General features: G+C 61.6%; 23 protein-coding genes. 6 read left to right on the top strand and 17 right to left on the bottom strand.

What is annotated here, in order from left to right; genetic code table 11:
* Positions 1–82: 82 nt before the first annotated feature.
* Complete coding sequence (locus ACZZZU_RS14110; RefSeq protein WP_463550957.1) at positions 83–724, bottom strand: apurinic/apyrimidinic endonuclease family protein; 642 nt, start codon at positions 722–724, stop codon at positions 83–85.
* Positions 725–748: 24 nt separating this feature from the next.
* On the opposite strand from ACZZZU_RS14110, the gene ACZZZU_RS14115 reads away from it, so the two are divergent.
* Complete coding sequence (locus ACZZZU_RS14115; protein WP_463384238.1) at positions 749–1,219, top strand: MarR family winged helix-turn-helix transcriptional regulator; 471 nt, start codon at positions 749–751, stop codon at positions 1,217–1,219.
* Positions 1,220–1,341: 122 nt separating this feature from the next.
* Here the strand turns inward: ACZZZU_RS14115 and ACZZZU_RS14120 are convergent, their stop codons facing one another.
* The 3 genes from ACZZZU_RS14120 to ACZZZU_RS14130 form a co-directional block, all read right to left on the bottom strand.
* Complete coding sequence (locus tag ACZZZU_RS14120; RefSeq protein ID WP_463550958.1) at positions 1,342–6,567, bottom strand: Ig-like domain-containing protein; 5,226 nt, start codon at positions 6,565–6,567, stop codon at positions 1,342–1,344.
* A 438-nt stretch (positions 6,568–7,005) separates the two neighbouring features.
* Positions 7,006–7,845: a sugar phosphate isomerase/epimerase family protein gene (locus tag ACZZZU_RS14125; RefSeq protein ID WP_463550959.1), complete on the bottom strand. Its 840-nt coding sequence runs from the start codon at positions 7,843–7,845 to the stop codon at positions 7,006–7,008.
* Positions 7,846–7,856: 11 nt separating this feature from the next.
* Positions 7,857–8,873, bottom strand: coding sequence for a fatty acid desaturase (locus ACZZZU_RS14130; RefSeq protein ID WP_206000655.1), 1,017 nt, complete (start codon positions 8,871–8,873; stop codon positions 7,857–7,859).
* A 129-nt stretch (positions 8,874–9,002) separates the two neighbouring features.
* On the opposite strand from ACZZZU_RS14130, the gene ACZZZU_RS14135 reads away from it, so the two are divergent.
* From ACZZZU_RS14135 to ACZZZU_RS14155, 5 genes are all read left to right on the top strand, one after another.
* The gene (locus tag ACZZZU_RS14135) at positions 9,003–9,896 is read left to right on the top strand and encodes a LysR substrate-binding domain-containing protein (RefSeq protein WP_463384246.1); all 894 of its coding nucleotides are present in this window, start codon (positions 9,003–9,005) and stop codon (positions 9,894–9,896) included.
* A 181-nt stretch (positions 9,897–10,077) separates the two neighbouring features.
* Positions 10,078–11,307: a sensor domain-containing phosphodiesterase gene (locus ACZZZU_RS14140; protein ID WP_122492199.1), complete on the top strand. Its 1,230-nt coding sequence runs from the start codon at positions 10,078–10,080 to the stop codon at positions 11,305–11,307.
* 118 nt (positions 11,308–11,425) lie between these two features.
* Positions 11,426–11,953: a DUF3455 domain-containing protein gene (locus ACZZZU_RS14145; RefSeq protein WP_122450026.1), complete on the top strand. Its 528-nt coding sequence runs from the start codon at positions 11,426–11,428 to the stop codon at positions 11,951–11,953.
* An 82-nt stretch (positions 11,954–12,035) separates the two neighbouring features.
* A complete protein-coding gene (locus ACZZZU_RS14150; RefSeq protein ID WP_463550960.1) occupies positions 12,036–12,590 on the top strand; it encodes a sigma-70 family RNA polymerase sigma factor in 555 nt (184 codons plus the stop codon).
* Positions 12,587–13,297, top strand: a complete 711-nt coding sequence (locus tag ACZZZU_RS14155; RefSeq protein ID WP_463384248.1) for an anti-sigma factor — start codon at positions 12,587–12,589, stop codon at positions 13,295–13,297. Before ACZZZU_RS14150 ends, ACZZZU_RS14155 begins: the two co-directional genes overlap by 4 nt.
* 78 nt (positions 13,298–13,375) lie before the next feature.
* Here the strand turns inward: ACZZZU_RS14155 and ACZZZU_RS14160 are convergent, their stop codons facing one another.
* The 13 genes from ACZZZU_RS14160 to gspE all read right to left on the bottom strand — a co-directional run bounded on the left by ACZZZU_RS14160 (position 13,376) and on the right by gspE (position 24,748).
* Positions 13,376–13,882: a DUF2442 domain-containing protein gene (locus tag ACZZZU_RS14160; protein ID WP_463550961.1), complete on the bottom strand. Its 507-nt coding sequence runs from the start codon at positions 13,880–13,882 to the stop codon at positions 13,376–13,378.
* Positions 13,879–14,118: a DUF4160 domain-containing protein gene (locus tag ACZZZU_RS14165; protein WP_463550962.1), complete on the bottom strand. Its 240-nt coding sequence runs from the start codon at positions 14,116–14,118 to the stop codon at positions 13,879–13,881. The genes ACZZZU_RS14160 and ACZZZU_RS14165 overlap by 4 nt, the downstream gene beginning before the upstream one ends.
* 186 nt (positions 14,119–14,304) lie before the next feature.
* Positions 14,305–14,556 (bottom strand): BrnA antitoxin family protein, encoded by a 252-nt coding sequence (locus tag ACZZZU_RS14170; protein WP_122492203.1) that lies wholly within the window; start codon positions 14,554–14,556, stop codon positions 14,305–14,307.
* A 187-nt stretch (positions 14,557–14,743) separates the two neighbouring features.
* Entirely contained in the window at positions 14,744–16,864 is a 2,121-nt protein-coding gene (locus ACZZZU_RS14175; RefSeq protein ID WP_463550963.1) for an ATP-binding protein, read from the bottom strand.
* A gap of 416 nt (positions 16,865–17,280) precedes the next feature.
* Positions 17,281–17,802, bottom strand: a complete 522-nt coding sequence (locus ACZZZU_RS14180) for a type II secretion system protein M (RefSeq protein WP_463550964.1) — start codon at positions 17,800–17,802, stop codon at positions 17,281–17,283.
* On the bottom strand, positions 17,799–18,905 hold the full coding sequence (gspL, locus tag ACZZZU_RS14185; protein ID WP_463550965.1) for a type II secretion system protein GspL: 1,107 nt from the start codon (positions 18,903–18,905) through the stop codon (positions 17,799–17,801). Before gspL ends, ACZZZU_RS14180 begins: the two co-directional genes overlap by 4 nt.
* Positions 18,906–18,907: 2 nt before the next feature.
* Positions 18,908–19,882, bottom strand: a complete 975-nt coding sequence (gene gspK / locus ACZZZU_RS14190; RefSeq protein ID WP_463550966.1) for a type II secretion system minor pseudopilin GspK — start codon at positions 19,880–19,882, stop codon at positions 18,908–18,910.
* Positions 19,879–20,646: a type II secretion system minor pseudopilin GspJ gene (gene gspJ, locus ACZZZU_RS14195; protein ID WP_463550967.1), complete on the bottom strand. Its 768-nt coding sequence runs from the start codon at positions 20,644–20,646 to the stop codon at positions 19,879–19,881. The genes gspK and gspJ overlap by 4 nt, the downstream gene beginning before the upstream one ends.
* Entirely contained in the window at positions 20,646–21,035 is a 390-nt protein-coding gene (gene gspI, locus ACZZZU_RS14200; protein WP_122450111.1) for a type II secretion system minor pseudopilin GspI, read from the bottom strand. The genes gspJ and gspI overlap by 1 nt, the downstream gene beginning before the upstream one ends.
* Positions 21,032–21,583, bottom strand: a complete 552-nt coding sequence (gspH, locus tag ACZZZU_RS14205) for a type II secretion system minor pseudopilin GspH (RefSeq protein WP_463384255.1) — start codon at positions 21,581–21,583, stop codon at positions 21,032–21,034. The genes gspI and gspH overlap by 4 nt, the downstream gene beginning before the upstream one ends.
* Before the next feature lie 6 nt (positions 21,584–21,589).
* A complete protein-coding gene (gene gspG, locus ACZZZU_RS14210; protein ID WP_240994389.1) occupies positions 21,590–21,976 on the bottom strand; it encodes a type II secretion system major pseudopilin GspG in 387 nt (128 codons plus the stop codon).
* A gap of 49 nt (positions 21,977–22,025) precedes the next feature.
* Complete coding sequence (xcpS, locus tag ACZZZU_RS14215) at positions 22,026–23,243, bottom strand: GspF family T2SS innner membrane protein variant XcpS (protein ID WP_463550968.1); 1,218 nt, start codon at positions 23,241–23,243, stop codon at positions 22,026–22,028.
* A complete protein-coding gene (gspE, locus tag ACZZZU_RS14220; RefSeq protein ID WP_463550969.1) occupies positions 23,243–24,748 on the bottom strand; it encodes a type II secretion system ATPase GspE in 1,506 nt (501 codons plus the stop codon). Before gspE ends, xcpS begins: the two co-directional genes overlap by 1 nt.
* Positions 24,749–24,812 lie beyond the last annotated feature (64 nt).

The following is a 24,812-nucleotide window of genomic DNA, read 5'->3' on the forward strand; positions in this document are numbered from 1 at the left end:
CTATTGCGTCCCGGAATCACGCATCGACAAAAGCACTTAAAAAGTCAGACCAAAATCGCAGTGAAGCGCCATGTGCGACTACTCATCTGTCCAACTCCCCCCACAATTCTTCCGCCCACCCCTTAATCACCAACGCCTCTTGCCAACGATCCGACAGCTCCAACCCATCGCCCCCGGTAATCGCGTACGGCGGCGGCCCCAGTTCACAGAGAAACAAGCAGGTCGCATCCGCCGCACTGCGCGCGCGCCAGCTGGCCATGCCTTGTTTCCACCAGACTTTGAACTGCTCGACCCAGGCTTGGTGTTGCGGAAAATCGATTTGAATTTGCACCTGCTCGGCGGTGGCGATGCGGCCTTGCAGGCAGTCGGTGCGTTCGTGAATGCGCTGGATAAACCCTTGGTCACGCGCGCTGATGGGCAGGGGAAATTCGCGGTCGACCACAAAGTGCGAAAGGTCGGCGGTGAGCTGCAGTTCGGGAATGGCGTCGAGCACTTCGAGGGTGAAGTACAGGTCGTTGAGGATGCCGTTGCGGTGGGTTTCAAACAGCAACTCAATGCCCATGCTTTGCGCTTCATCCAGCCAGCGATTGATCAACGGCACGGCGCCGGCCACGCTCACCGGCATCACCTGGGCGATGGTGTTGACCTTCACTGCGTTCACTTCGCGGGCAAATTCCAGCAAGGGGCGCATGTCACTCACGCGGCGCGGGAACAGGTTGACCATGCTTTTTCTCATCAGGACGCCACCATGCCCCGCAAAGCCAAAACCCAGGCAGCGCCCGCCGACCCGACGACGCTCGACGCTGCGCTGGATAATTTGGTGGGTTATGTGATGCGGCGCGTGCAGCTGAAAATCTTCCAACACCTCACCGCCCGCCTGGAAGAACACGCCATCCGCCCCGCGCAATTCACCGCGCTGAGCATCATCGAGCAGTCGCCCGGCCTGATGCAGGCCGACCTCGCCAAAGCGCTCGCCATCGAACCGCCGCAAGCGGTGCTGATGGTGAACAAACTCGAAGAACGCGGCCTGGCAATGCGCGTACGCAGCAACCCGGACAAACGCTCCTACGGCCTGTTTCTCAGCAAAGCCGGAGAGCAGCTGTTGAAGACGTTAAAAGACGTGGTGGTGCAGAGCGATCTGGACGCCACGGCGGCGTTGAGTGCGCAGGAGAGGGAGCAGCTGTTGGGGTTGTTGAATCGGTTGTATCGGGAGGGGTAACGCTGGGTTGTTCCGGGGTAAAGCTGTCGCCGTCAGCGATTGCAATTGGCCTCGCTGGGTACGGGTCGATTTCGAAAGCATAAAAAAACCCCGGGGGTTAACCCGGGGCTTGTTGCGCTTATTTATTTGAAAACGTAGGTAGTAGTTTGTTGCGGTGTAAGAAAATTACTCCCAACCCCTGCCGATACAACGTAATGAGCAGCAAAAATACTATCCCCTCCGCTCGATGCTCTAAAAATCATTCTCGCATAACCCGCGTTATCACTGGTCGAGCTAGTCAAATCTGGCTTAAAACCTTTTTCTGACTCAACGGCGTGGACCGGCGTAAACACAGCCCGCCAATTAATAGTCACGCCAGGTAGCGCTTTACCCTGCGCATCTTTGACCAACACTACATAAGTCACCGGACCACTTGCTTGGGAATTAGTGGTACTCCAAGACAGAACAACTTGCACAAATTCAACTTGCGCGGTGTTCGTTCCGGGGCCGGATTTGGCTGTAACAGTCGCGGTTTGGTAGGCATTGGCGCTGGTCAGCGTAATCTGGGCGACGCCCGAACTGTCGGTTTGCGAACTTGCGGCAGAAAGCGTCCCGGCAGAAGTGCTCCAGTTGACGGTAACGCCCTGGCCTACCGGGTTGCCGTTTACGTCTTTAACCGTTGCTTTCACGGTAGTGGTGCTGGCCCCATCACCTGGAATGCGCGCTGACGTGGCGGCAACCGTCAACGATGCAGCGGCACCTGCGGTGAACCGAACATTAACTGTGCGAACGGTGTTGCCCCCTGACACTTCAACCACAGCAGTGCCAATGGTTGTCGAGCTGGTGAGCACCATCGTGGCGATGCCGTTGGCATCCGTTTTTGAGGACAAACCAGCCAATGTGCCAGCATTGGTAGTCCAGCGAACAACAACGCCGCCACCCACCGCTACACCGTGTTCATCAAGCACTTGAGCACTGATGGTTGAAGTAGAACTGCCGTCGGCTACGATTGCGGCCGGGCTCGGTGAAAGAACCAGGCCACCCGCTACGCCCGGCGTAAACGTAACGTTGGTTTTAGCTTCGACCGCACCGACAGACGCCAGCACCTCAACCGGTCCCGCATTGCGCGAGCTGGTCAGTACCATGGTGGCGACACCTGAGCTGTTCGTAATAGATGTCTTATTGGCCAACGTGCCCTCAGTGGTGGACCACTGAACTGTTGCGCCCGCAACCGGGTGACCACCAATGTCTTGCGCCTCGGCAGACAAGCGCGTCGTGCTGCTGGCATTAGCAACAATTGAGGTTTGCGACGCCGACGCCTCGAGCGAGGTCGTAACACCGGCTACAAACCGCACGTTGGTGGAGTTACTGGCACTGTCTGCGGTGGCGTGTACCACAGCGGTTACCAATTCAGCAGAACTGGTGAGCTCCATGGTGGCGACACCCGTTGCGTCGGTGGTTGAGGAACTGTCCTTCAACGTTCCGGCTGTAGTGGTCCAGTAAACCGTTACACCTGCGCCTACTGGCTGGCGCTTGTCGTCCCATACGCGAGCAGTCAATGTGGATGTTGAATTGCCATTCGCGAGAATCGAAGACTGGCTAGGCGTTATTGTCAGTACGGACGGCGCGCCTACAACAAACACCACCTTACCGGTGCCCTCCACACTACCCACCGACGCCACGATGGACGCCGTATCGCCCGAGCGAGCGCTGGTCAATGTGGTAGTCGCCACGCCGAGGGCGTTGGTAATGGAAGAATCTGTGGTTAACGTGCCGGCCGAAGTGGTCCACTGAACCACCACACCAGCACCCATTGGCATACCGCGAGCGTCCGAGAGCGTCGCGTTCACCACTGTGCTGCTGGCGCCATCGCCCTGTATGGATGCCGAGGCAGGCGTTACGGCGATGTGAGCCGGAACGGGCGCACCGAAGGTAACCGCGCCAGTATTGTTCGCCGGGCCAGCACTTGCGCCGATATTGGCCGTGCCTGACACGGTGCTGCTAGTCAGCTGAACGCGCGCCACGCCTGTGGAGTCGGTAGCGGTCGAGCTGCTGGCCAGAGTTCCGCGGCTGGTGGTCCACGTCACCATCACACCGGCTGCGACAGGGTTGCCGAACCGGTCTTGCACCAGCGCATTGAGGGTCGAGGTGCTACCGCCATCGGCAGGAATGGTTGCAGGTGTTGCGGTTATAGTCAGACCGCTCGCCCCAACCGCCGGTGAACCCGGGATAAACGCAATTTCTACGTCGTCATGTGCCGCCCCGGAAATCGCTTGCACATCCGATACGCCGGCTACGGTAGAGCTCGTCAAAATTGCGGTGGCCCGGCCATTTGCGTCAGTGTCGGAAACGCTTGCGCTAAGCGTGCCGACCGAAGCGGTCCAGTTCACCGGAATGCCCGCACCCACGGACTGTCCCTGGCTGTCTTTTACGCTGGCAGTCAGGGTGGAAGTGCTCACGCCATCAGCTAGCAGTGAAGTGGTGGAAGCGGTCAATTCGAGCGTTGCGCTGGTAATGGTCGCCGCGCCAAGCGCGAACATCACGTTAGTTGAATTCTGCGCGGCACCCGTTTGGGCTCCGACAGCAGCGGTTACGGCCGTAGCACTGCTGGTAAGCACGTTTGTCGCGACGCCTTTGGCGTCGGTAACGGTAACGGCGTCGGCCAACGTACCTGCGCTGGTGGTCCAGCTCACATTGATGCCGGCTCGTACGGGGTTGCCATGCACATCTTTAACCGCGGCGCTGAGCGCGGACGTGCTCACTCCGTCAGCTTCAATCACAGACGGACTTGCACTTAGGGCCAGGCCCGCATTGCCGGCAGCTGGCGCTCCCGGAGCGAACGCTACATCAACGGAATTGAATGCTGCGCCTGACGAAGCATCTACAGTCGCAGTACCCGCTGTGGTCGAGCTGATCAGCGAGACCGTAGCCACACCGTTTGCATCCGTATTGGAAGAGTTGCTAGTCAGGGTGCCGGCTGAGGTTACCCAATCAACGTTCACACCTGCCCCAACGGCATCGCCCTGATCGTCCAGGAGCGTAGCGGTAAGCACTGATGTACTGCTGCCGTCGGCGAGCACCTCATCAGGCGACGCCACCAAGGCCAGACCCGCATTGCCAGCCGCAGCAACGCCCGCGGCGAAAGTAACGCTCACATCGTTAAAAGCGGCACCGGCGCTGGCTTTCACCGAGGCTACTGCCGGTGAGGCCGCACTGGTCAACGTCATGGTGGCGACCCCGTTATTGTCAGTAAACGAGGTGGCAGCTGTAATCGTGCCGGCCGTGCTAGTCCAACCGACTTCCACACCTGCTTCGACCGCATTGCCTTGGGCGTCCAGCACATGGGCACTGAGTAGCGAAGTGCTTACGCCGTCAGATTTGATGGTTGTGGGTGTGGCGGTAAGGGTAAGCCCACTGTTACCAGTAGCAGGAATTCCAGGAGTAAAGCTGACCGGAACCCGTTGCTTGGCGCCACCAATGCTCGCCTGGACTTGCGCAGTACCTGGCTTGGTTGCGCTCGTTAGCTGCATGCTCGCCACGCCATTGGCGTCGGTAAGCGAAGTGGCGCCGGCCAAAGTGCCAGCGCTCGTTTCCCAACTGACAGCAAAGCCAGCGGCAACCGGGTTGCCCTGGTCGTCTGAAATGGTCGCTTTGAGCATCGACACGCTTGTGCCATCTGCAGTGATCGCCAGTGGCGTAGCGGCCAGGTCAATGGCGCTATCAGCGGTGCTAGGCGAACCGGAGGTGAAGCTAACGGCGCTACTGCCCTTAATGTTGCCAGCAAGCGCAGTCACTGTGGCTGAACCGGCCACTGTTGGACTGGTAAGAAGCACACGTGCAACGCCGTTTCCATCGGTGACCGATGTGTCGCTCGCAAGCGTGCCTGCCGACGTGCTCCACGTCACCGTTTCACCGCTGCGTGCTGCTTTGTTCGATGCATCCACTACAAGAGCGGTCAGCGTGGTGGTGCTAATACCATCGGCCACAATAGCCGCAGGTGTGGCATCAACTTTCAGGGTTGCGGAACGAACACTCACGGTCATGACGTTGGACAGTTGGCTACGACCCGAACCGTCAATACCCGAAGCCTGCAGCGTGTAGGTGTTGAGTGCGCCGTCGATGTGCTCAGGCAGCGTGACGCTGGCATTGCCGTCGCCTGCGACCGCACCGGCAAAGCCGGCTCCAGTACCCACCCAGGTAATGGTGCTGAAGTGGCTCGCCCCGGTGACAACGAACGGCACAGCTTCGTTACCTTTACCGCTAACAGCGGCCGGAATTTTGAGCTCGAACGCATTTTTGCGGTTATCCAGCACGATCTCGTTGTTACGTGCGACAAGGTCGTACCGCGCATTGGCCACCAGTCGGCTGGCAATGAGGCTCGACGATGAAACCTGTTTGGCGAACGACTCGCCCAACCGGTAATTGAACGTAAGGTTAGCGGCGGAATCTGCCCGACCGTCCTGGCCGATACGGTGATTGACGCCGAGACTTAGCAGCGGCACCGGGTTGTAGATAGCGCCCAGTGTCATGGCGTGAGGGTTCTTCTGCCGATCGTTGGCCGAGAACAAACTCACCTCATCGCCGTAATATTTTTCGAAAATCATCTGGCCACCCAATTGCGGGTAAGCGGGCAAATAACCTTCCGCGCGCACATCCCATCCTCGGGCGGCGCGCTCTTCGTAGTCCGCGCGGTCAGGCGAGCTTTTCCAGTTGGAGAGACGCTGGTAGCTGTTGGCGCTGAGTTTCAGGAAATCAGTCCACGCTTCCATGCCAAGACCCAGGCGGTCATGGTCGCCCTGGGCATCGCTGTCCAGAAAGCTGTTCACGCCAAGAAGCCAGCCATTCGTCTCATGGCGATAACCAAGACCCATGTTGAAGGTGTTGCGGTAGTCGGCGGTGTAGGAATTCGCGCGGCGCATGCCAACCTGGGTGAAGACCAAATCCTTACCGCCGTTGTAAAACGGTACGAGCATGTCGAGGCTGCCGCCACGAAGGCCACCTTCGCCCAAATTGAATGACACCGCCGAGGTGATGTTATGTGCAACCAACCAGTGTTCAGCGGCTGTGCTGGCCGTGCTGGAGAGCATGCCAGCACCCATGCTGATCGCGTCGTCCGAACCTCTTGTGCGGTCCCGCAACATGCGGGGAGTGAGGTCCGCGTCATGGGCAGGAGGAAACCAATCGGCAGACGAACGCGACGGCGACGGCTTGGCAGGGACGCCACCTAGTTCAGGAAGTGGTTGCGTAACCGTGCACGAGCAACCGCCTGGATTGGCGTCTGCCAGGGCGGGCGCGATAGGCGCAAATAAGGTGCAAAGGGAAAGATAAGCTACAAAAAACTTGCGTAAAAATAGGGGCAAGAGGGTCATGTCATACGCTGCCAGTTAGCGCCTGAGGCGAATAGGCGGCGGATACTTCCATGGCAGCTGAGCGTGCAACATAAGAGCAGTCATCGGCTTAACGCAGGACCGCTCGCAACGACGCCAAGAAAAATCGAGCGTCACAAATCACGCTAAATTCGCGTGTGGCGACCCCGTAGGAAAAAGAAGCGAGCCACCTTAGGCATGGAGGCGAGCGCAAAGGCGTGACAACCGGCGCCCCCGCCACAGCGAACACCGGCAAACGCGCCAGCGTGCCGACCTATGCAGCGCGAAGTAATCAGGCAGGGGCGCTTGAAATCACCCGACTCATTTCGCAAATCTTCGTGAGATAACGCCAGAGTGGCTCATCTCAAAATAACGGACATGCAGATTGTCGAGTGCGTCAGATAGGTTCTTCTTTGTTGTCAGTGACGTGACTGCGCCACGCTACGACCCCAACTCCCCCCACAATTCTTGCGCCCACTTCTTAATCACCAATGCCTCCTGCCAGCGATCCGACAGCTCCAACCCATCGCGCCCGGTAATCGCGTACGGCGGCGGCCCCAGTTCACAGAGAAACACGCAGGTCGCATCTGCCGCATTGCGCGCGCGCCAGCTGGCCATGCCTTGTTTCCACCAGACTTTGAACTGCTCGACCCAGGCCTGGTGTTGCGGGAAGTCGATTTGAATTTGCACCTGCTCGGCCGTGGCGATGCGGCCTTGCAGGCAGTCGGTGCGTTCGTGAATGCGCTGGATAAACCCTTGGTCACGCGCGCTGATGGGCAGGGGAAATTCGCGGTCGACCACGAAGTGCGAAAGGTCAGCGGTGAGCTGCAGTTCGGGAATGGCGTCGAGCACTTCGAGGGTGAAGTACAGGTCGTTGAGGATGCCGTTGCGGTGGGTTTCAAACAGCAACTCAATGCCCATGCTCTGCGCTTCTTCCAGCCAGCGACTGATCAACGGCACGGCGCCGGCCACGCTCACCGGCATCACCTGGGCGATGGTGTTGACCTTCACTGCGTTCACTTCGCGGGCAAACTCCAGCAAGGGGCGCATGTCACTCACGCGGCGCGGGAACAGGTTGACCATGCTTTTCAAACCGTACTTTTCGAACAGCGGCAGGGTTTCGCGGTAGTACGGCAGTTCGTCCGTGTTGGGGTCCAGACACATGCCGGCGAACCCCGCTTCGGCGGCCATGGCGAAGTTTTCTTCATGGCTGCGTTCGGGCTGCGTCGGGTGCTTGAGTTCCATGCCCCACAGCGACTGAAAGACTTCGAGTTTTTGCATGGTGGGCACCGTTAGAAAGAGGTCAGAAAGGACGCTGCGTTACCGCCGCGAATCTCGCCGTTGCGCATCATGGTCATGTAATCCGCCGCAGCCGGCTCGGGTCCGTCACCCGTGCCGGCGACACGCGCCACACGAAAGCGGTGAAAGCTTTTCAGCTGCGCCCGGAACGGCAACAGCATCGCGCGCTCGTCGCCATACAACTCGTGGTGTACGGCTGGCAGGCGATACCACGGCGTAGTCGGCTTCACGTGATGGGCATTGTGGTAGCCGAAGTTCAGCACCAGCACATTCACCCCCGGGTGTTTCAGCGACAGCACGTTGCTGAAGGTGTGCAGATGCTCGTAGGCACGGTCGCCCTTGTGAGGCGCTGGGCTCTTGTCGAACAGCGTCGCCGAGTTGCCATAGTCGTGCTGCGGCGCATCCATAAAGCGCAGCACAGTCATCATCAGCAGGTAGGCGACGACGTAGAGCAGCGCCGCAAACGGGGCGAACCACAGCAGCGCCGCGAACAAGCTGCCGCGCACCAGCACAAACATCAGATTGCGGGCGCGCTGGCCTTTGCGCTGGGGAATGATGAACGCGCTAAACACCATCACCGCGTGCATCAACAGGTCATGGGCGGGGATGTACAGCCATTCCAGCGTTTCGATGGTCTTCAGTACGCGCGGATGGCGGGCCAGCCATTTGTCATGCTCAAACCAGATCACGTCGGCGTTATCGACGTGGTGGCGAAAGTGTTTGAAGCGAATGTCCTCATACGTGCCGTAGCAGCTTCCAGTTACCCACGTCAGCAGTTTGCCCAGCCGAGCGTTGTGCTCGTTGCGCTTGAATACGGTGTTGTGCGCGCACTCGTGCAGCAAATAACCGGCGATAACCATGGCGTGTGCCAGCCACAACGTGGCGAAGAGATTGACCAGGAGGTTGGCGCTGAATAAACCGGCAAATCCCAGGCCATAGCCTACCAGTGCATAGGTGAGCGCCAGGCCATGACAGACCGCGCCCCGCGTTTCTTTGAACAGTTGCAACACGCCGATTTCCCCCGCTACCGCTATGGCTTGATAACCCAGCGTGGCAAAAACGATGGGCCGGGGGATATCAAAAAAAGCGCATGGCTGGTATGACTGGCACGCATACCAGACCTCGCCACCGAGCCCGCCATGACGCGCTTTCCTTCCCTCGATGCCCTGCGCACCTTTGTGTTGGCAGCCACCTACCTCAACGTCAGCCGCACCGCTGAAGAACTGTGCTTGACGCAATCGGCCGTGAGTCGCCAGCTCAAGCAATTGGAAGCGCAGCTCGACGTGCAGCTGTTTCACCGCACCAACCGGGGCCTGGCGCTGACCGACAGCGGGCAGAAGTACCTGTCGCAGGTGCAAAAACCGCTGCAGCAGATTCAACGCGCCACTGCCGAGCTGCTGCCGCGCGTGTCGACCCTCAGCCTGTTTGTCGACGGCGCTTTCGCCCACACCTGGCTGGTCAAACGCCTGCCGCAATTTCGCGCCCAGCACCCGGACATCGAACTGGAGCTGAAGCTCGGCGCCTCCATGCATTCGCTCACCGGCAGCCAGCTCGGCGCCAGCGGCGCAGTGCAGATTATTTTTGGTTCGCCGCCGTGGCGCGGATTTCAGGCGCAGCCGCTGCTGCGCATGGAGGAGTTTCCGGTATGCAGCCCGGCGTTATTGGCCGGCGCCGTGCCGCTGAAAACGCCGGCAGACTTGCCCAACCACACGCTGATTCACGAAGGCGACCGCCGCACCTGGCGTCGCTGGCTGGCCGCTGCTGACGCGCTGCCCTACGAAAGCAGCAAGGCGACCACCGCTCACGACTCACTCACTTGTCTGACCATGGCCATCGACGGCCAGGGCATCGCGATCGGCGATCCGCTGACCTGCGCCGACTACTTGGCCGCCGGCGTGCTGGTCGCGCCGTTTGGGCAGCGCGTGGTGCTCACCGACACCTTCTGCCTGGTGGTCGCCGAAGCGCAGCGGAGCAGCCCCAGCGCGCAGCTGTTCTGCCACTGGTTACAGGGTCATTTCCCGCCGCTTCGCTAGTCGTCTGCCGCCCGAAACCTCCAACTTTCCGCGCCCAGCGTGTTCCACAGGCAAGAGAGGGCCGCGCCGTTTGAATACTCGCCTGCATTCGGCCGCACGCACTGCGAATGCTGCTGGCAGCAGTGGCCAGCAGCGGTTTTTCCGGCTTTAGTTTCAGGTGATTGGTAAGGAGGCCCAGGGAATGACCGCCGTACAACTCGCTGAACTGATCGCCCTGCGTCCTCAGGGCGTATCCGATTCGAGCTACATCGACCGCGTGCTGAAAGCGCTGCGCACGCACCTGGGCATGGATGTCGCGTTCATCGCCCAGTTTCGCGTCGAAGACCGTGTGTTCACCCACGTGGACGCCGAGGGCGAGCCGCCCATCAACCCCGGCGACACCCTGGGCCCGGAAGCCGGCTACTGCCAGCGCGTGGTTGACGGGCTACTACCGGAATTAATCGCCGACACAGCCATGTGCCCGCTCGCCCAGGAACTGCCGGAAACCGCCGAGCTGCCGATTGGCGCGCACTTGAGCGTGCCAATCTGGCTCAGCGACGGCCGCCTCTACGGCACCCTCTGCTGCTTTGGCTACGCGGCCGACGACACCTTGAGCGAGCGTGACGTGCAGGTGATGCGCGTGTTTGCCGAGCTGATCGCCGACCAGCTCGATAGCGAGCTCAAACGCGTACGCGACCGCGTGCACAAGCACCGCCGCATTTCCGAAGTGCTGGCCAGCGACCAGCCCACCATCGTTTATCAGCCCATTCTGGCGGCGCAAAGTTTGGAACTGTGCGGCTGGGAATGCCTGTCGCGCTTCAGCACGCAGCCACCGCAAACGCCAGACCAATGGTTTATCGAAGCGGCCGAAGCCGGCCTCGGCGTCGACCTGGAACTGCGCGCGATCCAACTGGCCGTTAAAGCGCTCAGCGATATGCCCGGCCACACATACCTGGCGCTCAACTGTTCACCGCAATTGGTTTACAGCGGACGCTTGACGCCCTTGCTGCAAAACCTGCCGCCGCGCCGCCTGGTGCTGGAAATTACCGAGCACGCCGCCGTGGCCGACTACGTGCGCCTGGAGCAAGCGCTCGCGCCGCTGCGTCAGCGCGGGGTGCGTTTGTCTATCGACGACACCGGCGCCGGCTACGCCAGCATGCGGCACATCCTGGAACTGAGCCCCGACATCATCAAGCTCGACATGAGCATCACCCAAGGCATCGACAACGACTTCAAACGCCGCGCCCTGGCCTCCTCCCTTATCGCCTTCGCCCGCGAAACAGGCAGCAGCGTGGTGGCCGAAGGTGTGGAAACCCAACAGGAGCTGGAAACCCTGCGCGCCTTAGGCGTGCACAAGGTTCAAGGCTACTTGCTGGGTCGCCCGCAACCCTTGAGCGAGGCGTTGCAGGGCATGCGCCGCTATCCACACTGAGCGGTAAAAACCATGGGCGAAAAATATTTTTCCGCTGCTGCATCCAATCGCCCCTCCCACGTGTAGTACCTCCAGCAGCCGATTGCGCTGCCCGCTGATCCCTACTGGAGATAACTGCATGAACAGCAAAAACCTGCTTGGCCTCGCCCTGCTATCCAGCTGCCTGCTGGCCCCCGCTGCGCACGCCGCCATGGAACTGCCCGACAGCGTAAAAGTACCGGACGGCCACAAAGTGGCCCTGGAAACCGTCGGCAAAGGCGAGATCACCTACGAATGCCGCGACAAAGTAGACGCCGCTGGGCAAATGGAATGGTTCTTCGTGGGCCCTAAGGCCGTGCTCAGCGACCGTAGCGGCAAGCAAGTCGGCACCTACTTTGGCCCGCCCGCCACTTGGCAAGCTCAGGACGGTTCGAAAGTAACCGGCACCCAAGTGGCCGTAGCACCGTCCGGCGCGGGCAACCTGCCGTATCAACTGGTTAAAGCCAACCCGGCTGAAGGTAAAGGCGCCATGACCGGCGTGACCTACATTCAACGTGTAGCGCTCAAAGGCGGCGTTGCGCCGGCCACCGCGTGCACCGCCGCCAACAAAGGCAAACAGGAAATCGTCAGCTACCAGGCCGACTACATTTTCTGGGCCGCCAAATAACCGGAAACGATCACGGCGTATGGGCACGCGTAAAGTCGTCTAGGCTGGCGCGTGCCCTTTCCTTCTGCTGACGAACCTCACCTTGTCCGAACCTATTTTTGACTACGCCGCCGCGCTGGCCGCCTGCGCCCGGGGCGAACGCGAGGCGTTGCACCGCTTGTACCAACAAGAAAGTCCGCGCCTGCTTGGCGTGGCGCGGCAGTTGGTGCGCGACACCGCCTTGGCCGAAGACATCCTGCACGACGCCTTTCTGAAAATCTGGGCCGGCGCCGGCAGCTTCGACGCCGAACGCGGCTCCGCGCGTGGCTGGATCTACAGCGTCACCCGCCACCTGGCACTCAACTACCTGCGCAGCCACGGCCGCGACGTTCAAGTAGACGATACGCACACGCTGGAGGCGCTGGCGGAACAAGCCGGCAGCAACGACAGCGCAGAGAATTTGGATAGCCTGATGCAAGCCGAACGCATCCACGGCTGCCTGGAACAACTGGAACCCGAACGCCGCCAGTGCGTGATTCACGCCTACGTCGACGGTTACTCCCACGCAGAAATTTCACACAAGCTGGCGACGCCGCTGGGCACCGTCAAAGCCTGGATCAAACGCAGCCTGGTGGCCTTACGAGGGTGCATGGGATGACCACACACCACGAAACAGACGACGCCGCCCTCAACGAACTGGCCGGCGAATACGTGCTCGGCACCCTGCCGGCAGAAGAACGCGCCCAGGTGCAAGCCCGGCTACCCTTCGAACCCGCGCTGCGCCGTGCGGTAGATGAATGGGAGCAGCGCTTGCACCCGCTGACCGCGCTGGCCAAACCGCACACACCGTCGCGTCAGCTATGGGCGCGTATCGAACGCAGCCTGCTGGCAAATCGACAAACGCCACCCGCCGCCACGCCTTGGTGGAACCTGCTAGCCCTGTGGCGCGGCCTGACGCTGGTGGGCCTGAGCGCCTCGCTGGTGCTCGCCGTGTTGCTTGCCACACAGACCGTACCGTCCGCCACGCCAACCTACCTGGTTGTACTGGTGGCCCCGCAAAGCAACGCGCCGGGCTGGGTGGTGCAAGCCAACAACCCGAACGAAATCCAGCTGATCCCGCTGGGCGTGGCTGAAGTACCGAGCGACAAGGCGCTGGAGTTCTGGACCAAGGGCGATGGCTGGCAAGGGCCGGTATCGCTGGGCCTGGTCAAGCCTGGGCAAACCCTGCACGTGCCGTTGGATAAACTGCCGCCGCTGCAAGACAACCAGCTGTTCGAACTGACCCTGGAACAGAAAACCGGCTCGCCCATTGGCAAACCGACCGGGCCGATTCAGTTTATTGGGCGGGCGGTGAAGGTGATTTGAAGGCGCAGCCTCAGCGCATAAAAACGGAGCCTAGAGTGAGGGGCTCCGATTTTATTGGGCAGCCGCTACACCTTCCGCTTAGTTTTCCCTCACCGCACCCTGCGGCTGTTTCGTCTGCATTGCATTCGGCTGAACATCATACTGGCCGAGAGACTCACACACCCCGCTCCAGCCTTCGCACGCCAGGCCTGCGCGATGGGGAATCTGGCTCGGTCCAGAGCTACGAGTTGCGAGGGTCCGCCGGGTAAGGTTTGACGTATTTGCTGCCCGCTTCAGTGATAAGCCGTACTGGCGCATCCACTCATTGAAGGCCCACCTGGGCATGGCTTGCTCCGCTTGCTCTATGGCCAAACCATAAAGTGTGCAGGCAGGCAGTTCGATGCCGCCGGGCCAAACGACGTCAAATCCCCAGTCGCCCACCTCCACGTCATTAAACAACGCAGGGTCGGCCAAGGGCGCCAACACCTTGAAGGTCTGAATCGGTTCCGCAAGATTCACGTTCAGTGAACTGCCGTCGCTCCACGTAACCTCTAACGTCATTTGGCCAAGGGACTCCACGTCAACTATTCGCAGCTCCTGGTTCATAGGTCGCTCCTGCAGTTTTGCTCGCCCCACACTCGGGCCAGTGTGGTGTGGTTATGAATGGCCCAGGCCAACGCTTCTTGGAGCGCTTGCTTATCGGCTCCCCTTCGCCGCTCTGCCAGCGTAGCTATGTTGACCAATGACTCACCCCCCTGGGTTTGCACGTGAAAATGTGGAGGCGGATCGTCGTTTGGGTAGATGTTTACCTTCCAATTAGCTGTGCTTTCTATCGTCGTCATGGTGGTCCTTCCTTGGATAACTCCAGCCCATTAGGAACGCAGGGCCGTCTCGCAACAATCCGACCCAGCCAGCAAGCGCGCAGGCAACGCCGGGAGATGCAGTGAGAAAAGCGCACGGAAAATCCACATTCCCTTCGCCCATAAAAAAACGGAGCCCCAAGGCTCCGTTTTTTTTGAAAGCTGCGCTTAAGCGCTGTGCATCTGCTTCGGATCGTTCTCGACCAACCAGGTGCTGAGCGCCAGGTTGATGCGCTGTTGCCAGTCGCCACCAGCGGCGCGGAAGGCTTTGAGCACGGCGGGGTCGAGTTGCAGTTGCACATCTTCCGGTTCGTGGCGCTGCGCTGGCTTGGCCATGCGTGCGCGGGCCGCTGCGGCAGCGGCTTGGGGGTCGCCGAAGAGCTCTTCGAGCAGTTCATCGGTGCTTTGTAGTTCGGTCATTGGTTTCCCTCTGCTTACCGGCGCTCCCGGCCGGGTCGCTGCAAATCTTCTTTCCACAACGTTGGTCCAGAATTCTGTACACCCGACTGGGACTCGCCAATTTGCTCAGGAGTTCAGGCAGATCGACCAACAGCAGGGCAAATATGTGAAGTCGGTTAAGCCAGAGGCTCAAAATCGAGGGTTTTGCTCAGGCCGACTTGCTCAAAACGCTCTGCAACATGTCCATCAACGCTTGCGGGCCGTAGGGTTTGCTCAGCAGATGAATGTCGGGGGTGAGCTGGTGGTTGCGCGAAATGATGTCGCGCGTGTGGCCGGAGGTGAACACCACGGGAATAGCCGGGTGTTGCAGTTTGGCCCACGCGGCCAGGTCGGCACTTTTGATGGTGCCGGGCATGACCACGTCGGTGAATATCAGGTCGACCTCCGCTCCGCTTTGCAGCACGTCCATGGCGGCGTCGCCATTGGCTGCCAGCAGCACTTTGTAACCCAGTTGCTGCAGCAGCTCGTCTACGGTGCAGCGCACGTCCGGGTTGTCTTCCACCACCAAAATTCGTTCGCCGCCCGCGCTGCCCGCCTGGTTGAGCCCGGTGGTGGGTTGAGGATTTTCTTCCAGCGTGCTGCGCGGGAAGTACAGGTGCACCGTGGTGCCCTGCCCCAGCTCGCTGGTCATGTCGATGTGGCCGCCGCTCTGTTTGACGAAGCCAAACACCATGCTCAAGCCCAGGCCGGTGCCGTGTCCGTTGGGCTTGGTGGTGAAAAACGGTTCGAAGGCGTGACCGAGTACGTCGGGGCTCATGCCGCTGCCGCTGTCGGAAATGGACAGGTGCACATAGTCGCCGGGGCTGATTTCCTTGCCTTGGCAATAAGCTTCGTCGAGCGCCACGTTGTCGGCATGAATACGGATGGTGCCCTCACCTTGCATGGCGTCGCGCGCGTTCAGCGCCAGGTTCAGCAAGGCGTTTTCCAGCTGATTGCGGTCGACGTGCACGCTCCAAGGCTCGTCGACCAGTTGCAGGTCGACACGAATCATTTCGCCCAACGCCCGCTGCAGCACCTCGCCCAAGCCGTCGTACAGGCTGGTGAGGCTGTACACCGCAGGCGACAGCGGCTGCTGACGTGCAAAGGCCAGCAACTGCGAAGACAACTTGGCACCGCGCTCTACCGCCGCCAACGCCGAGCCAAGGCGACGCTGCACGTTGGCGTTGTCCGGTTCCTGGCGAGCGAGCAGGTGCAGGTTGGAGGCGATCACTTGCAGCAGGTTGTTGAAGTCGTGCGCCACGCCGCCGGTCAGGCCGCCGATGGCTTCGAGCTTTTGCGCCTGACGCAGGCGCGCCTCGGCGTCGGCGCGGGCCTGCACCTCCGCTTCCACGCGTTGCTCCAGCGTGTGGGTCAGTTGCAGCAGCGACTCTTCCGCCACCTTGCGTTCGTGAATATCGAAAATCAGACCGGGAAACCGCTGCGGCTTGCCGGCCTCGTCGAACTCGCAGCGGCCGCTGGCTTGCACCCACAGGTACTCGCCATCGGCGCGGCGAATTCGGTACTCGGCGTTGTAGGGGCCGCCTTGCGTGAGGGTGTAATGCACCAGGCGCTCGACGCGCGAGAAGTCGTCGGGATGAATCACTGCGTTGGCCAGCGCAATGGGCAGGTTGTCCAGCGGCTGATCGAGCGGATAGGAAAAGGTGCGGGCAAAACGCTCGTCGCCAGACAGCTGATCGTTGGCCACATCCCACACGAACGACCCCAACAAAGCGCCGGCGTTAAGGGCCAGTTGCAGGCGCTCGTTTGCCGCGTCAAACGCCGCTTGAGCTGCACTGCGCTGGCGCTCGGAGATCACGTGGGCCGTGGTTTCCACCACGATAGCCAGCACCCCGGCCGGGCTGCCGATGTCGTCGCACACGGGGCTGTAGTAGAGGTCCAGCCACACTTCTTCGGGCTGGCCGTTGCGCAGCAAAATCAGGTCTTTTTTCTGGTATTCGAGGGTGCCGCCGCCGAGGCAGACATTCATGATGTTGCGGTTGAAATCGGCCACTTCCGGCCAACCCAACTCAACCGGCGTACCGAGCAGATAAGGGTGACGACCGCCGGCGAATTCGGCGTAGGCGTCGTTGTAAATCATGTAACCGGGCTGGTCCCAGAGCATCACCAGGGGCACGGGGGATGCCAGCAGCATTTGCACGTTGGTACACAAACTTTTAGACCAGGTGTCGATGGCCCCCAAGCCGGTGCTCGACCAGTCGAACGCCCGAATGCGCTCGGCCATCTCGCCTCCCCAGCCTGCGCATGCATGGTTCTCCATCAAAAACGACATCGTCCTACCCCTAAAACCTGCACCAGACCCACGAGTTACTGCGGGTTTTGAGCGCGACTGCTGAGGAAAATTCACTGACTTTTCAAGAATGGGCGATGAGCGCGAGGTAGGAGGGCCGGATAAGACTGGCGCCGTATCGCGTGTTAGAAACCAGGCGTCACCCGCGTCATTCTGGATTCCGAACCGTCGGACCGCCGCCTTCGGGAATGACGGGTGAAGTTTACCGGCTACGTTCCAGACCAAGACCACCGTCATCCCCGCGCAGGCGGGGATCCAGGCTCGCTCAGAAATACGCCTTACTCTTGGCACCCTGGATCCCGAACCCTCAGACACCGCACGCCCCCTTCGCGCATCCACCCCCGCGAGAGAACGCCTGCCCAAGGAACCATCTGTTCCCCGCCGAGCAACGCCCGCTGTCACTCACCTGCTTGCAGCGTCACCTTGGCATCCACCTTTCCGGTCTCGGCCTTGTCGAAGTTCACTTCGCTCAAGCGCACGCCCTGGCTTTGCAATTCGCTCAGCCACAGTAGCAACGGTTCGAAGGGCGCCTTGGCCAACGAGATGAGCAAACCGCTGCTGCCGTCGTTGTCCAGGCGTTCCAGGTTCAGCCCGCGCTGCTGGGCGCTGCTGGTGACCAGCCCTTGCAGTTGTTCCGGCGCGAGCACGGTTTTGGTCTGGGCCAGGCCGCGTGCACGAGGGGCGTTTTCCTGGATGTACGCGTAAAGCACCTGCTGACTTTCGTAGTAGCTGCGCGCGCGCTCCAGCCGCTGAACAATCGGCTGCCAAACGAACATGTACAGCAGCACCAGCGCCAGAAACCCGGCCAGGGCCGACAGCGCCACCCGTTCGCGGCTGGGTAAATGCTGCCAGCGCTGGCCCAGCGACGACTGGCGCCACTGCGCCAACGCCTGTTCTTTCCATAAGCTCAAGGCGTTCATGCGCCACCTCCCAGCACGACGCGCGCCGTAATGCCTTCTTCTTCGCGACTGGCAGAGCCCAGCTGCACTTTCATGCCGCCTTCCACCAGACGCTGGCGAAGCTGCTCAAGGGCGGCGAAATCTTTGGCGCGAATTTGCAAGGCAAGGTCACCGCGCACCTGGCTGTAGTCCACTTGCACCACCGACAGCGGCGACTTGGCTTCAGCAATCGCACCGGAGGCCTGCTCCAGCATGCTGATAAACCCGCCTTCGCGTTGCTGGCCCTGGCTCAGGTGCTCGGCGAATTGCGCTTTAAGGTTGACGATGCGCTGGTCCTCGGGGAACAGCTCTTTGTACAACGCCACACTCGCAGCGTTGAAGGCATCGCCGCGCCGCTCCAACTGCCAGGCCTGCACCACACATGTGCCCAAATACAGCACCGCCCACACACCCAGCACGGCCACGAACGGGCGCCAGATGGTCCAGGCTTTGTTGTCGCTGCGCGGGGCAAATTCGCCTTGGGCCAGGTCAACGGCCTTGCCGCGGCCCTGGGCCAACAGCGTGTAGGGGTCTTCGCTGGTAGTCGGCTGCACCAGGGTGTCGAAGAACGACTGGAACTGCGGCCAGCGCTCGGCGGCAATCGCCAGTCGCGTGTCCAGTTCGCCGCCGAGCAACACGCGCTCGCCCATCGCCAGCGCCTGTTCGCCGGAGCGCGGCAGCAGGTCGGCGTCGAGGTAAATGGAGGCGATGTTCAGACCGATCTCTTGCAGCTCATCCAGCCAGCCGCCCAGCAGCGCGCGGCGAATGGCGAACACGCGGTAGCGGCCCTCGGCGGTCACGTCGCCCAGCGCCAGGTGAAACAGCTCGACCTCTTCGGCCAGCAATTCTTCGACGGCGTAAGGCAAGGCCTGACGCATCCACCGCGCCTTTTGCGTCGGCAAGCTGATTACAAACGCGCTCGCCGCTTCCATCGGCAGCACCAGCGCCACCGCGCGGCCTTCCAGGCTGGCAGCGCATTCGCTGGCGGGCAACCACTGGCCGATGCCGTTTTCAGGCTGCCAGTACAGCGCGGCCTGTTCGCCCAGTTCGCGGCCACAGGCGGGCGGCAAGAAAAGGCAGTCCATGGTCATTCTCCCGGTTGCTCGGCCACCGGGCTGAGGTAGCCCGGCTGGCCTGTGTCTCGGCGCAGTACGCGCACCACGCCCTTGGGGTCGCGTTGCAGGGTGCTGAGCAATACCTGGCGGCGGTCGCCCAGGCGCACTTCGCTGCGCACTTGAAAGTAGGCACTGCCCACGGTCAGGCCCGCCGCCGTCACCCCGGTGCCGGCCAGCGCCGGCTGGTCGAGGAAACTGCGAATTTCTTTGTAGCCTTCGCGCCCACGGCCGGCGAGCAGGCCTTGCGCCGAGGCCGGGTCCAGACTGTCGCTCAGGCACGACAGCACCATGGCGCTGGCGGTGTTCACGTTCAGCGCCACCTTGGCCGGCAGCACCGCCACATAGGGCAACAAGCGGCGGTAGTCCAGCTCGGTCATGCCCAGCAGCAGGCGCAGTTCGGAGATGTCTTGCATGGCATGGCCGGCGGTGCGGTAAGGCGGCTGCATGAGTAGATAGGTGTTGTCTTCGGCGCCGAACTCGCCGTTGGGCTCCTGGTCTTTGTCGAGCCAATCAACCAGGCGCTCGGCATACGGCTGCTCGATTTTCAGGCGCAGCAGCAAGCGCTTGAAGCGCTTCACGGCCGGGTCGTTGGCGCGCTCGTCGATCACCAGGCTGTTGAGGTTAAAGCGCCCGGCGAGGTCTTCGATGGCCACGCCAATTTCCCCACCGTCGATGGGAAACACCGGCAGCGGTTTGGCCCAGGCTTCAAGCGGATGATCGATGGTGGCGCGCGGGTCCACGCCCTTACCCTTGAGGTCGCGCAGCAGCACCGCCTGGCCCAGTGCCTCACCGCCCAAAGCGTATTGCCGGGCCTGACTGATGATCAACTGATTGCCGGCATTGCGGATCGACAGTTGCTGGCGCGCAATCAACCCGGCACACACCAGTGTGACGATGGCCACCACCAGCAACACGGTAATCAGCGCCACGCCACGCTGTCGTTTCATAGCGCGGCCTCGCTCTCACTGCCTTTTTCAGGCGAGGAGACCGGGGGTTTCCCCGGCGCGTTTTGGTCGTCTTTTTTATCGCCCGAGCCACCGCCGTCGGGGTCGGCCGGCGCGTCGCCGGCCTCTTCTTTCATGCCCGGCTCAGGCAGGCGATACAGGCGAGTCAGCTCGCCGTAGTGACGATGTTCAAGCTTCACTTCCACCGCCAGCGGCATCAACTTTTTCGCCTCGTCGGCGCTGACGTTGTTCTGGCTTGAGGGCCATTGTTCCTGCCACTCGCCTTTGTCATCCATAAAGCGCAGGTGCATGGCCTGCACGCCGGTGAGTACTTTTTGAATGCGCGGCTGGCTGTCCACCGCCTGATCGAGCACGTTCCAGTACAGGCGCTGCAGATTCCCACCGGCCAGCCGCCAGCGCACGCGCTGCACTTGCGAGCGCGTGCCGCCCAGCGGATTGCGCCAGCCGTTGCGACTGAACTCCAGCGCCGCGTCGCCATCGCTGGCGCCCAGTTCGCCAATCAGCGTGGCGCGCTCATCGCCGTAGGCATCGCGCACGCTGCGGTTCAGCGTTTGGGTAATGTCGCGGTCGAGCGAGGCGAAGGCGCGGCTCAGCTCGCGCAGGTCGCGCTCGTGTTGGCGCGTGACTTCATCGGTTTTCAGCACGGTGGACAACATGCGGTACGTGCCCATGGCCAGCAGGGAAAAAATCGCCACGGCGATCATCACTTCCAGCAGGGTAAAACCCCGTTGCGCGGCGTGCTTCATCAACTGCGCACCGAGAGAAAACCAGTCAGGCTTTGCACCGCACGGTCTTTCACCGGCCCGGTGCTGCCGCGCTCGGCCTTGGGCGCGACCCATACGGTGACGCGGCGCATGCCCTTGTCGCTGGTGCTCTCGATTTCGCTGTGGGTTTCCCATTCGCGACCGCCGAACTCCAGACTCTTGTCGTCGCGCCCCTCCCCTGGGGTCGGCACTTTGAGCTGCAGTTCGGTTACGCGGTTTTCCGCGATCCAGCCCGCCAGGGTTTTCGCCTCAAGCTGCTGCGCCACCACCAGGCTGCGGCTGCTGGCGGTTAAGACCGACGCGGCAACCGTGGCGAAAATGGCCAACGCCACTAACACTTCCAGCAAGGTAAAACCGCGCTGCTGATTCATGGCGAACTGTCCATTTCTGCGCTGGGCAGTTGGTAGCCATCGCTGGCCAGCGCATAGGCGTTGCCGCCAGCGCGCCGTTCTTCCAGGCGCAGGCGAAAGGGCGAGAGCTCGCCGCTGGACAAAATCAGCACCTGCGGCACCACCGGGTCTTTCTTTTCTTCGCTGCTTTTCGCCAGGCCGGGCTGGTCGTCCTGCGCTTCAGGCTCGGGCAGTTTTAGCGCTTCGCCATCCAGCTCAAGCACCAGGCGCAGGCTGGCCGGGGTGCGGTGTTCCTTCTGGGTAGCGGCGTCGGTCCAGGTGCCGGAGAGGTTGTCGTAGCTGAGCACGCGGTACCCTTCGGCATTCACCAGCAGGCCGTATTCCTGGCCGTCGAGCACGGCCTCATCGGCCAGCACGCCGATCAGTGCCGCCAGGCGCTCGGCTTCATTGCGCAGCTCGCGGCTGCCGGTGCCGTTGCCCATCGAGAGCACGGCCAGGCCCACCATCGTGCCGATGATGACGAGCACCACCAGCAACTCGATCAGGGTGAACCCACGGGCGGCGCGCATGGCGGCTTAGTTGTCCCAGTTGCCGATGTCGGCGTCGCTGTCGTTGCCGCCTTCTTTGCCGTCGGCGCCCAGCGAGTACAAATCGAACGGGCCCTTGGTGCCCGGCGCCAGGTACTGATACGGGTTGCCCCACGGGTCGACCGGCAAGCGCTTGAGGTAACCGTCTTTGTTCCAGTTCTTCGGCGCCGGGTTACCGCTCGGTTTTTTCACCAGCGCATCGAGGCCTTGCTGGGTGCTGGGGTAGGCGAAGTTGTCGAGCTTGTACATGTCCAGCGCGGCGGAAATGGCCTTCACGTCGCCACCGGCCACGGTCACTTTGGCCTGGTCCGGACGGCTCATCACCTGCGGCACGATAAGCGCGGCGAGAATGCCGAGAATCACCACCACCACCATGATTTCAATCAGCGTAAAGCCGGCCTGTTTAACGCGTTGTTTCACTCAGCTACCCCACAAGTTGGTTAAGAGAAAGAATCGGCAGCAGGATGGCCAGCACAATCACCAGCACCACCGCGCCCATAAACACCAGCATGAACGGCTCGAACAGGCCGACCATCATGGCAATGCGCGCCGCCAGGTCGTTCTCCTGATTACGCGCGGTGCGCGACAGCATCTGGTCGAGCTCGCCCGACTTTTCGCCGCTGGCGATCATGTGCCGCATCATCGGCGGGAATTCATTGGTCTGCTCCAGACTGCGCGTGAGGCTGCCGCCCTCGCGCACTTTTTGCGCGGCCACTTGCACCTTGGCGCGGATGGAGCGGTTGGTAATCACCTGCGAAGAAATGCCCAGCGCATCCACCAACGGCACGCCGCTGCGGGTGAGAATCGCCAGGGTCGAGGCGAAGCGCGCGGTATCGGTGGCGCGTGCCAGGCGGCCGATCACCGGCAAGCGCAGCAAAATAATGTGCCAGCGCAGCCGCGTGGCCTCCTGTCGCAACGCCGCGCGGGCCATTACCGTGCCGCCCACAGCCGCCACCACAAACAGCCAGCCCCAGTTCTTCACCAGATCGCTGGCGGCGATCAGGCCACGGGTAAGCGCCGGCAGTTTCTGCCCGGAGTCGAGGAACACCTTGACCACATCCGGCACCACATAGCCGAGCAAAAACCCGACGATGATCAGCGACGTCGCCATGAGAATCAGTGGATACAACAACGCCAACTGCACACGCTGGCGCGACTGCTGACGCTGCTCGGTGTAATCGGCCAACTGCTCCAGCACCAACGACAAATGCCCCGCGTGCTCCCCGGCCGCGACGGTGGCGCGGTACAACTCGGGAAAGGCCGACGGGTATTCCTTGAGGCTGGCCGCCAGGCTATTGCCCTCCAGCACCCGCGAACGCACCGCGAGCATCATCGACTTAACGCGCGGCGTTTCACTCTGCTCCGCCACCGCCGACAGCGCTTCCTCAATCGGCATGGCTGCTTGCACCAGTGTTGCCATCTGCCGCGTCAGCAAGGCCAGGTCTGCCGCCGACAAGCCGCGCTGAAAACGAAAACTGCCGCCAGCGCTGTGTTCTTTGTGGCTGCGCGTGGGCTTTACATCCAGCGGCGCCAGTTGTTTATCGCGCAGCAACTGACGCACCTGACGGGCGCTGTCGCCCTCCATCACACCGCGCCGCTGCTGCCCGCGCAGGTCCAGCGCCACATATTCGAAAGCCGCCATTACTCCTCCCGGCTCACGCGCAACACTTCTTCCACCGTGGTAACGCCGGCCAGCACATTGCGCCGGCCGTCATCGCGAATGCTCGGGCCGCTGGTGCGGGCGTGGCGGGTCATTTCCTGCTCGGAGGCGGCGTTGTGCACCAGCGTGCGCATGTGGTCATCGAACACCACCAACTCATAAATACCGGTACGCCCGCGATAGCCAATCTGATTGCACTCGCTGCAGCCCTTGGCGCGATGAAGCGTCGGCGTGGTGGCCGGGTCGATGCCCAGCAGCGCGCACTCGGCGGCGTCGGCCTGATACCGCACCTTGCACACCGGGCACAACGTACGCACCAGACGCTGGGCCAAAACGCCCAGCAACGAAGACGACAACAGAAAGGGCTCAATGCCCATATCGACCAGCCGCGTGATCGCGCCGATGGCGCTGTTGGTGTGCAGCGTGGACAACACCAAGTGCCCGGTAAGCGAAGCCTGCACAGCGATTTCGGCGGTTTCTTTGTCGCGGATTTCGCCGACCATCACCACGTCCGGGTCTTGCCGCAAAATCGCCCGCAACCCGCGAGCAAAGGTCATGTCGACCTTGGAATTCACCTGGGTCTGGCCGATGCCTTCCAGGTGGTACTCGATAGGGTCTTCCACGGTGAGGATATTGCGCGTGCCGGTGTTCAGACTGACGAGGCTGGCATACAGCGTGGTGGTTTTACCCGAGCCGGTCGGGCCGGTGACCAAGATGATGCCGTGGGGCTTGCGCACCGTGTCTTCCATCAACCGCTGATCGCGCTGGCTCATGCCCAAGTGCGTCAGCGTCAGGCGCCCGGCCTGCTTATCGAGCAACCGCAACACCACCCGCTCGCCATTGGCCGACGGCAACGTCGACACCCGCACATCCACCTCACGCCCGCCAACGCGCAGAGAAATACGTCCGTCCTGCGGCACACGCTTCTCGGCGATATCCAGCTTGGCCATTACCTTGATCCGCGACACCAGCAGCCCGGCCAACTCCCGGCGCGGCTGCACCATCTCGCGCAAAATGCCGTCGATACGAAAGCGCACCACCAAGCGTTTCTCAAAGGTTTCAACATGGATGTCCGACGCGTTTTCCTTCACCGCCTCCGAAAGAATGGCGTTGATCAAGCGAATGATCGGCGCGTCGTCCTCCTGCTCCATCAAATCTTCAGTTTCCGGCAAGCGCTCGGCCAGGCTGGCCAGATCCATGTCATCACCCAGGCCCTCCACCATCTGCATGGCCGCGGACGAATCTTGCTGATACGCCTCGCTCAACGCCTGATCGAACGCCGCGTTATCCACCTGCGCCACATCCAGCGGCGCGCCGGCAAACCGCAACGCCTCCGCCACCGCCATCAACGCCGCCCCCGGCCGATACACCACCCGCCCCGCCTGCAACAACACGCCATGGCGCTTGGCAAACGCAAACGGCAAACGACGCACCGCCACCGCTTCAGCGGGGGTGTCGAGCGAATCGAGAGAAGGGGGAACCGACATTGCACAATCCATGTGAAAACAGCGACGGGAACACAGGCAAAACAGCCCGCTAAACAGCGCCAGA

The organism is Pseudomonas sp. AC136 (assembly GCF_979258585.1).

Excerpts from the sequence above, each read along its gene's own strand:
- ACZZZU_RS14170 (WP_122492203.1), bottom strand. The coding sequence starts at position 14,556 with ATGACCGAACTACAAAGCACCGATGAACTGCTCGAAGAGCTCTTCGGC.
- gspG (WP_240994389.1), bottom strand. The coding sequence starts at position 21,976 with ATGGTGGTGGTGGTGATTCTCGGCATTCTCGCCGCGCTTATCGTGCCG.
- gspH (WP_463384255.1), bottom strand. The coding sequence starts at position 21,583 with ATGCGCGCCGCCCGTGGGTTCACCCTGATCGAGTTGCTGGTGGTGCTC.
- ACZZZU_RS14175 (WP_463550963.1), bottom strand. The coding sequence starts at position 16,864 with ATGTCGTTTTTGATGGAGAACCATGCATGCGCAGGCTGGGGAGGCGAG.
- ACZZZU_RS14120 (WP_463550958.1), bottom strand. The coding sequence starts at position 6,567 with ATGACCCTCTTGCCCCTATTTTTACGCAAGTTTTTTGTAGCTTATCTT.
- gspK (WP_463550966.1), bottom strand. The coding sequence starts at position 19,882 with ATGAAACGACAGCGTGGCGTGGCGCTGATTACCGTGTTGCTGGTGGTG.
- gspE (WP_463550969.1), bottom strand. The coding sequence starts at position 24,748 with ATGTCGGTTCCCCCTTCTCTCGATTCGCTCGACACCCCCGCTGAAGCG.
- ACZZZU_RS14140 (WP_122492199.1), top strand. The coding sequence starts at position 10,078 with ATGACCGCCGTACAACTCGCTGAACTGATCGCCCTGCGTCCTCAGGGC.
- ACZZZU_RS14165 (WP_463550962.1), bottom strand. The coding sequence starts at position 14,118 with ATGACGACGATAGAAAGCACAGCTAATTGGAAGGTAAACATCTACCCA.
- ACZZZU_RS14160 (WP_463550961.1), bottom strand. The coding sequence starts at position 13,882 with ATGAACCAGGAGCTGCGAATAGTTGACGTGGAGTCCCTTGGCCAAATG.
- ACZZZU_RS14135 (WP_463384246.1), top strand. The coding sequence starts at position 9,003 with ATGACGCGCTTTCCTTCCCTCGATGCCCTGCGCACCTTTGTGTTGGCA.
- ACZZZU_RS14125 (WP_463550959.1), bottom strand. The coding sequence starts at position 7,845 with ATGCAAAAACTCGAAGTCTTTCAGTCGCTGTGGGGCATGGAACTCAAG.
- gspI (WP_122450111.1), bottom strand. The coding sequence starts at position 21,035 with ATGAATCAGCAGCGCGGTTTTACCTTGCTGGAAGTGTTAGTGGCGTTG.
- ACZZZU_RS14115 (WP_463384238.1), top strand. The coding sequence starts at position 749 with ATGCCCCGCAAAGCCAAAACCCAGGCAGCGCCCGCCGACCCGACGACG.
- ACZZZU_RS14110 (WP_463550957.1), bottom strand. The coding sequence starts at position 724 with ATGGTCAACCTGTTCCCGCGCCGCGTGAGTGACATGCGCCCCTTGCTG.
- ACZZZU_RS14145 (WP_122450026.1), top strand. The coding sequence starts at position 11,426 with ATGAACAGCAAAAACCTGCTTGGCCTCGCCCTGCTATCCAGCTGCCTG.
- gspJ (WP_463550967.1), bottom strand. The coding sequence starts at position 20,646 with ATGAAGCACGCCGCGCAACGGGGTTTTACCCTGCTGGAAGTGATGATC.
- ACZZZU_RS14155 (WP_463384248.1), top strand. The coding sequence starts at position 12,587 with ATGACCACACACCACGAAACAGACGACGCCGCCCTCAACGAACTGGCC.
- ACZZZU_RS14180 (WP_463550964.1), bottom strand. The coding sequence starts at position 17,802 with ATGAACGCCTTGAGCTTATGGAAAGAACAGGCGTTGGCGCAGTGGCGC.
- xcpS (WP_463550968.1), bottom strand. The coding sequence starts at position 23,243 with ATGGCGGCTTTCGAATATGTGGCGCTGGACCTGCGCGGGCAGCAGCGG.
- gspL (WP_463550965.1), bottom strand. The coding sequence starts at position 18,905 with ATGGACTGCCTTTTCTTGCCGCCCGCCTGTGGCCGCGAACTGGGCGAA.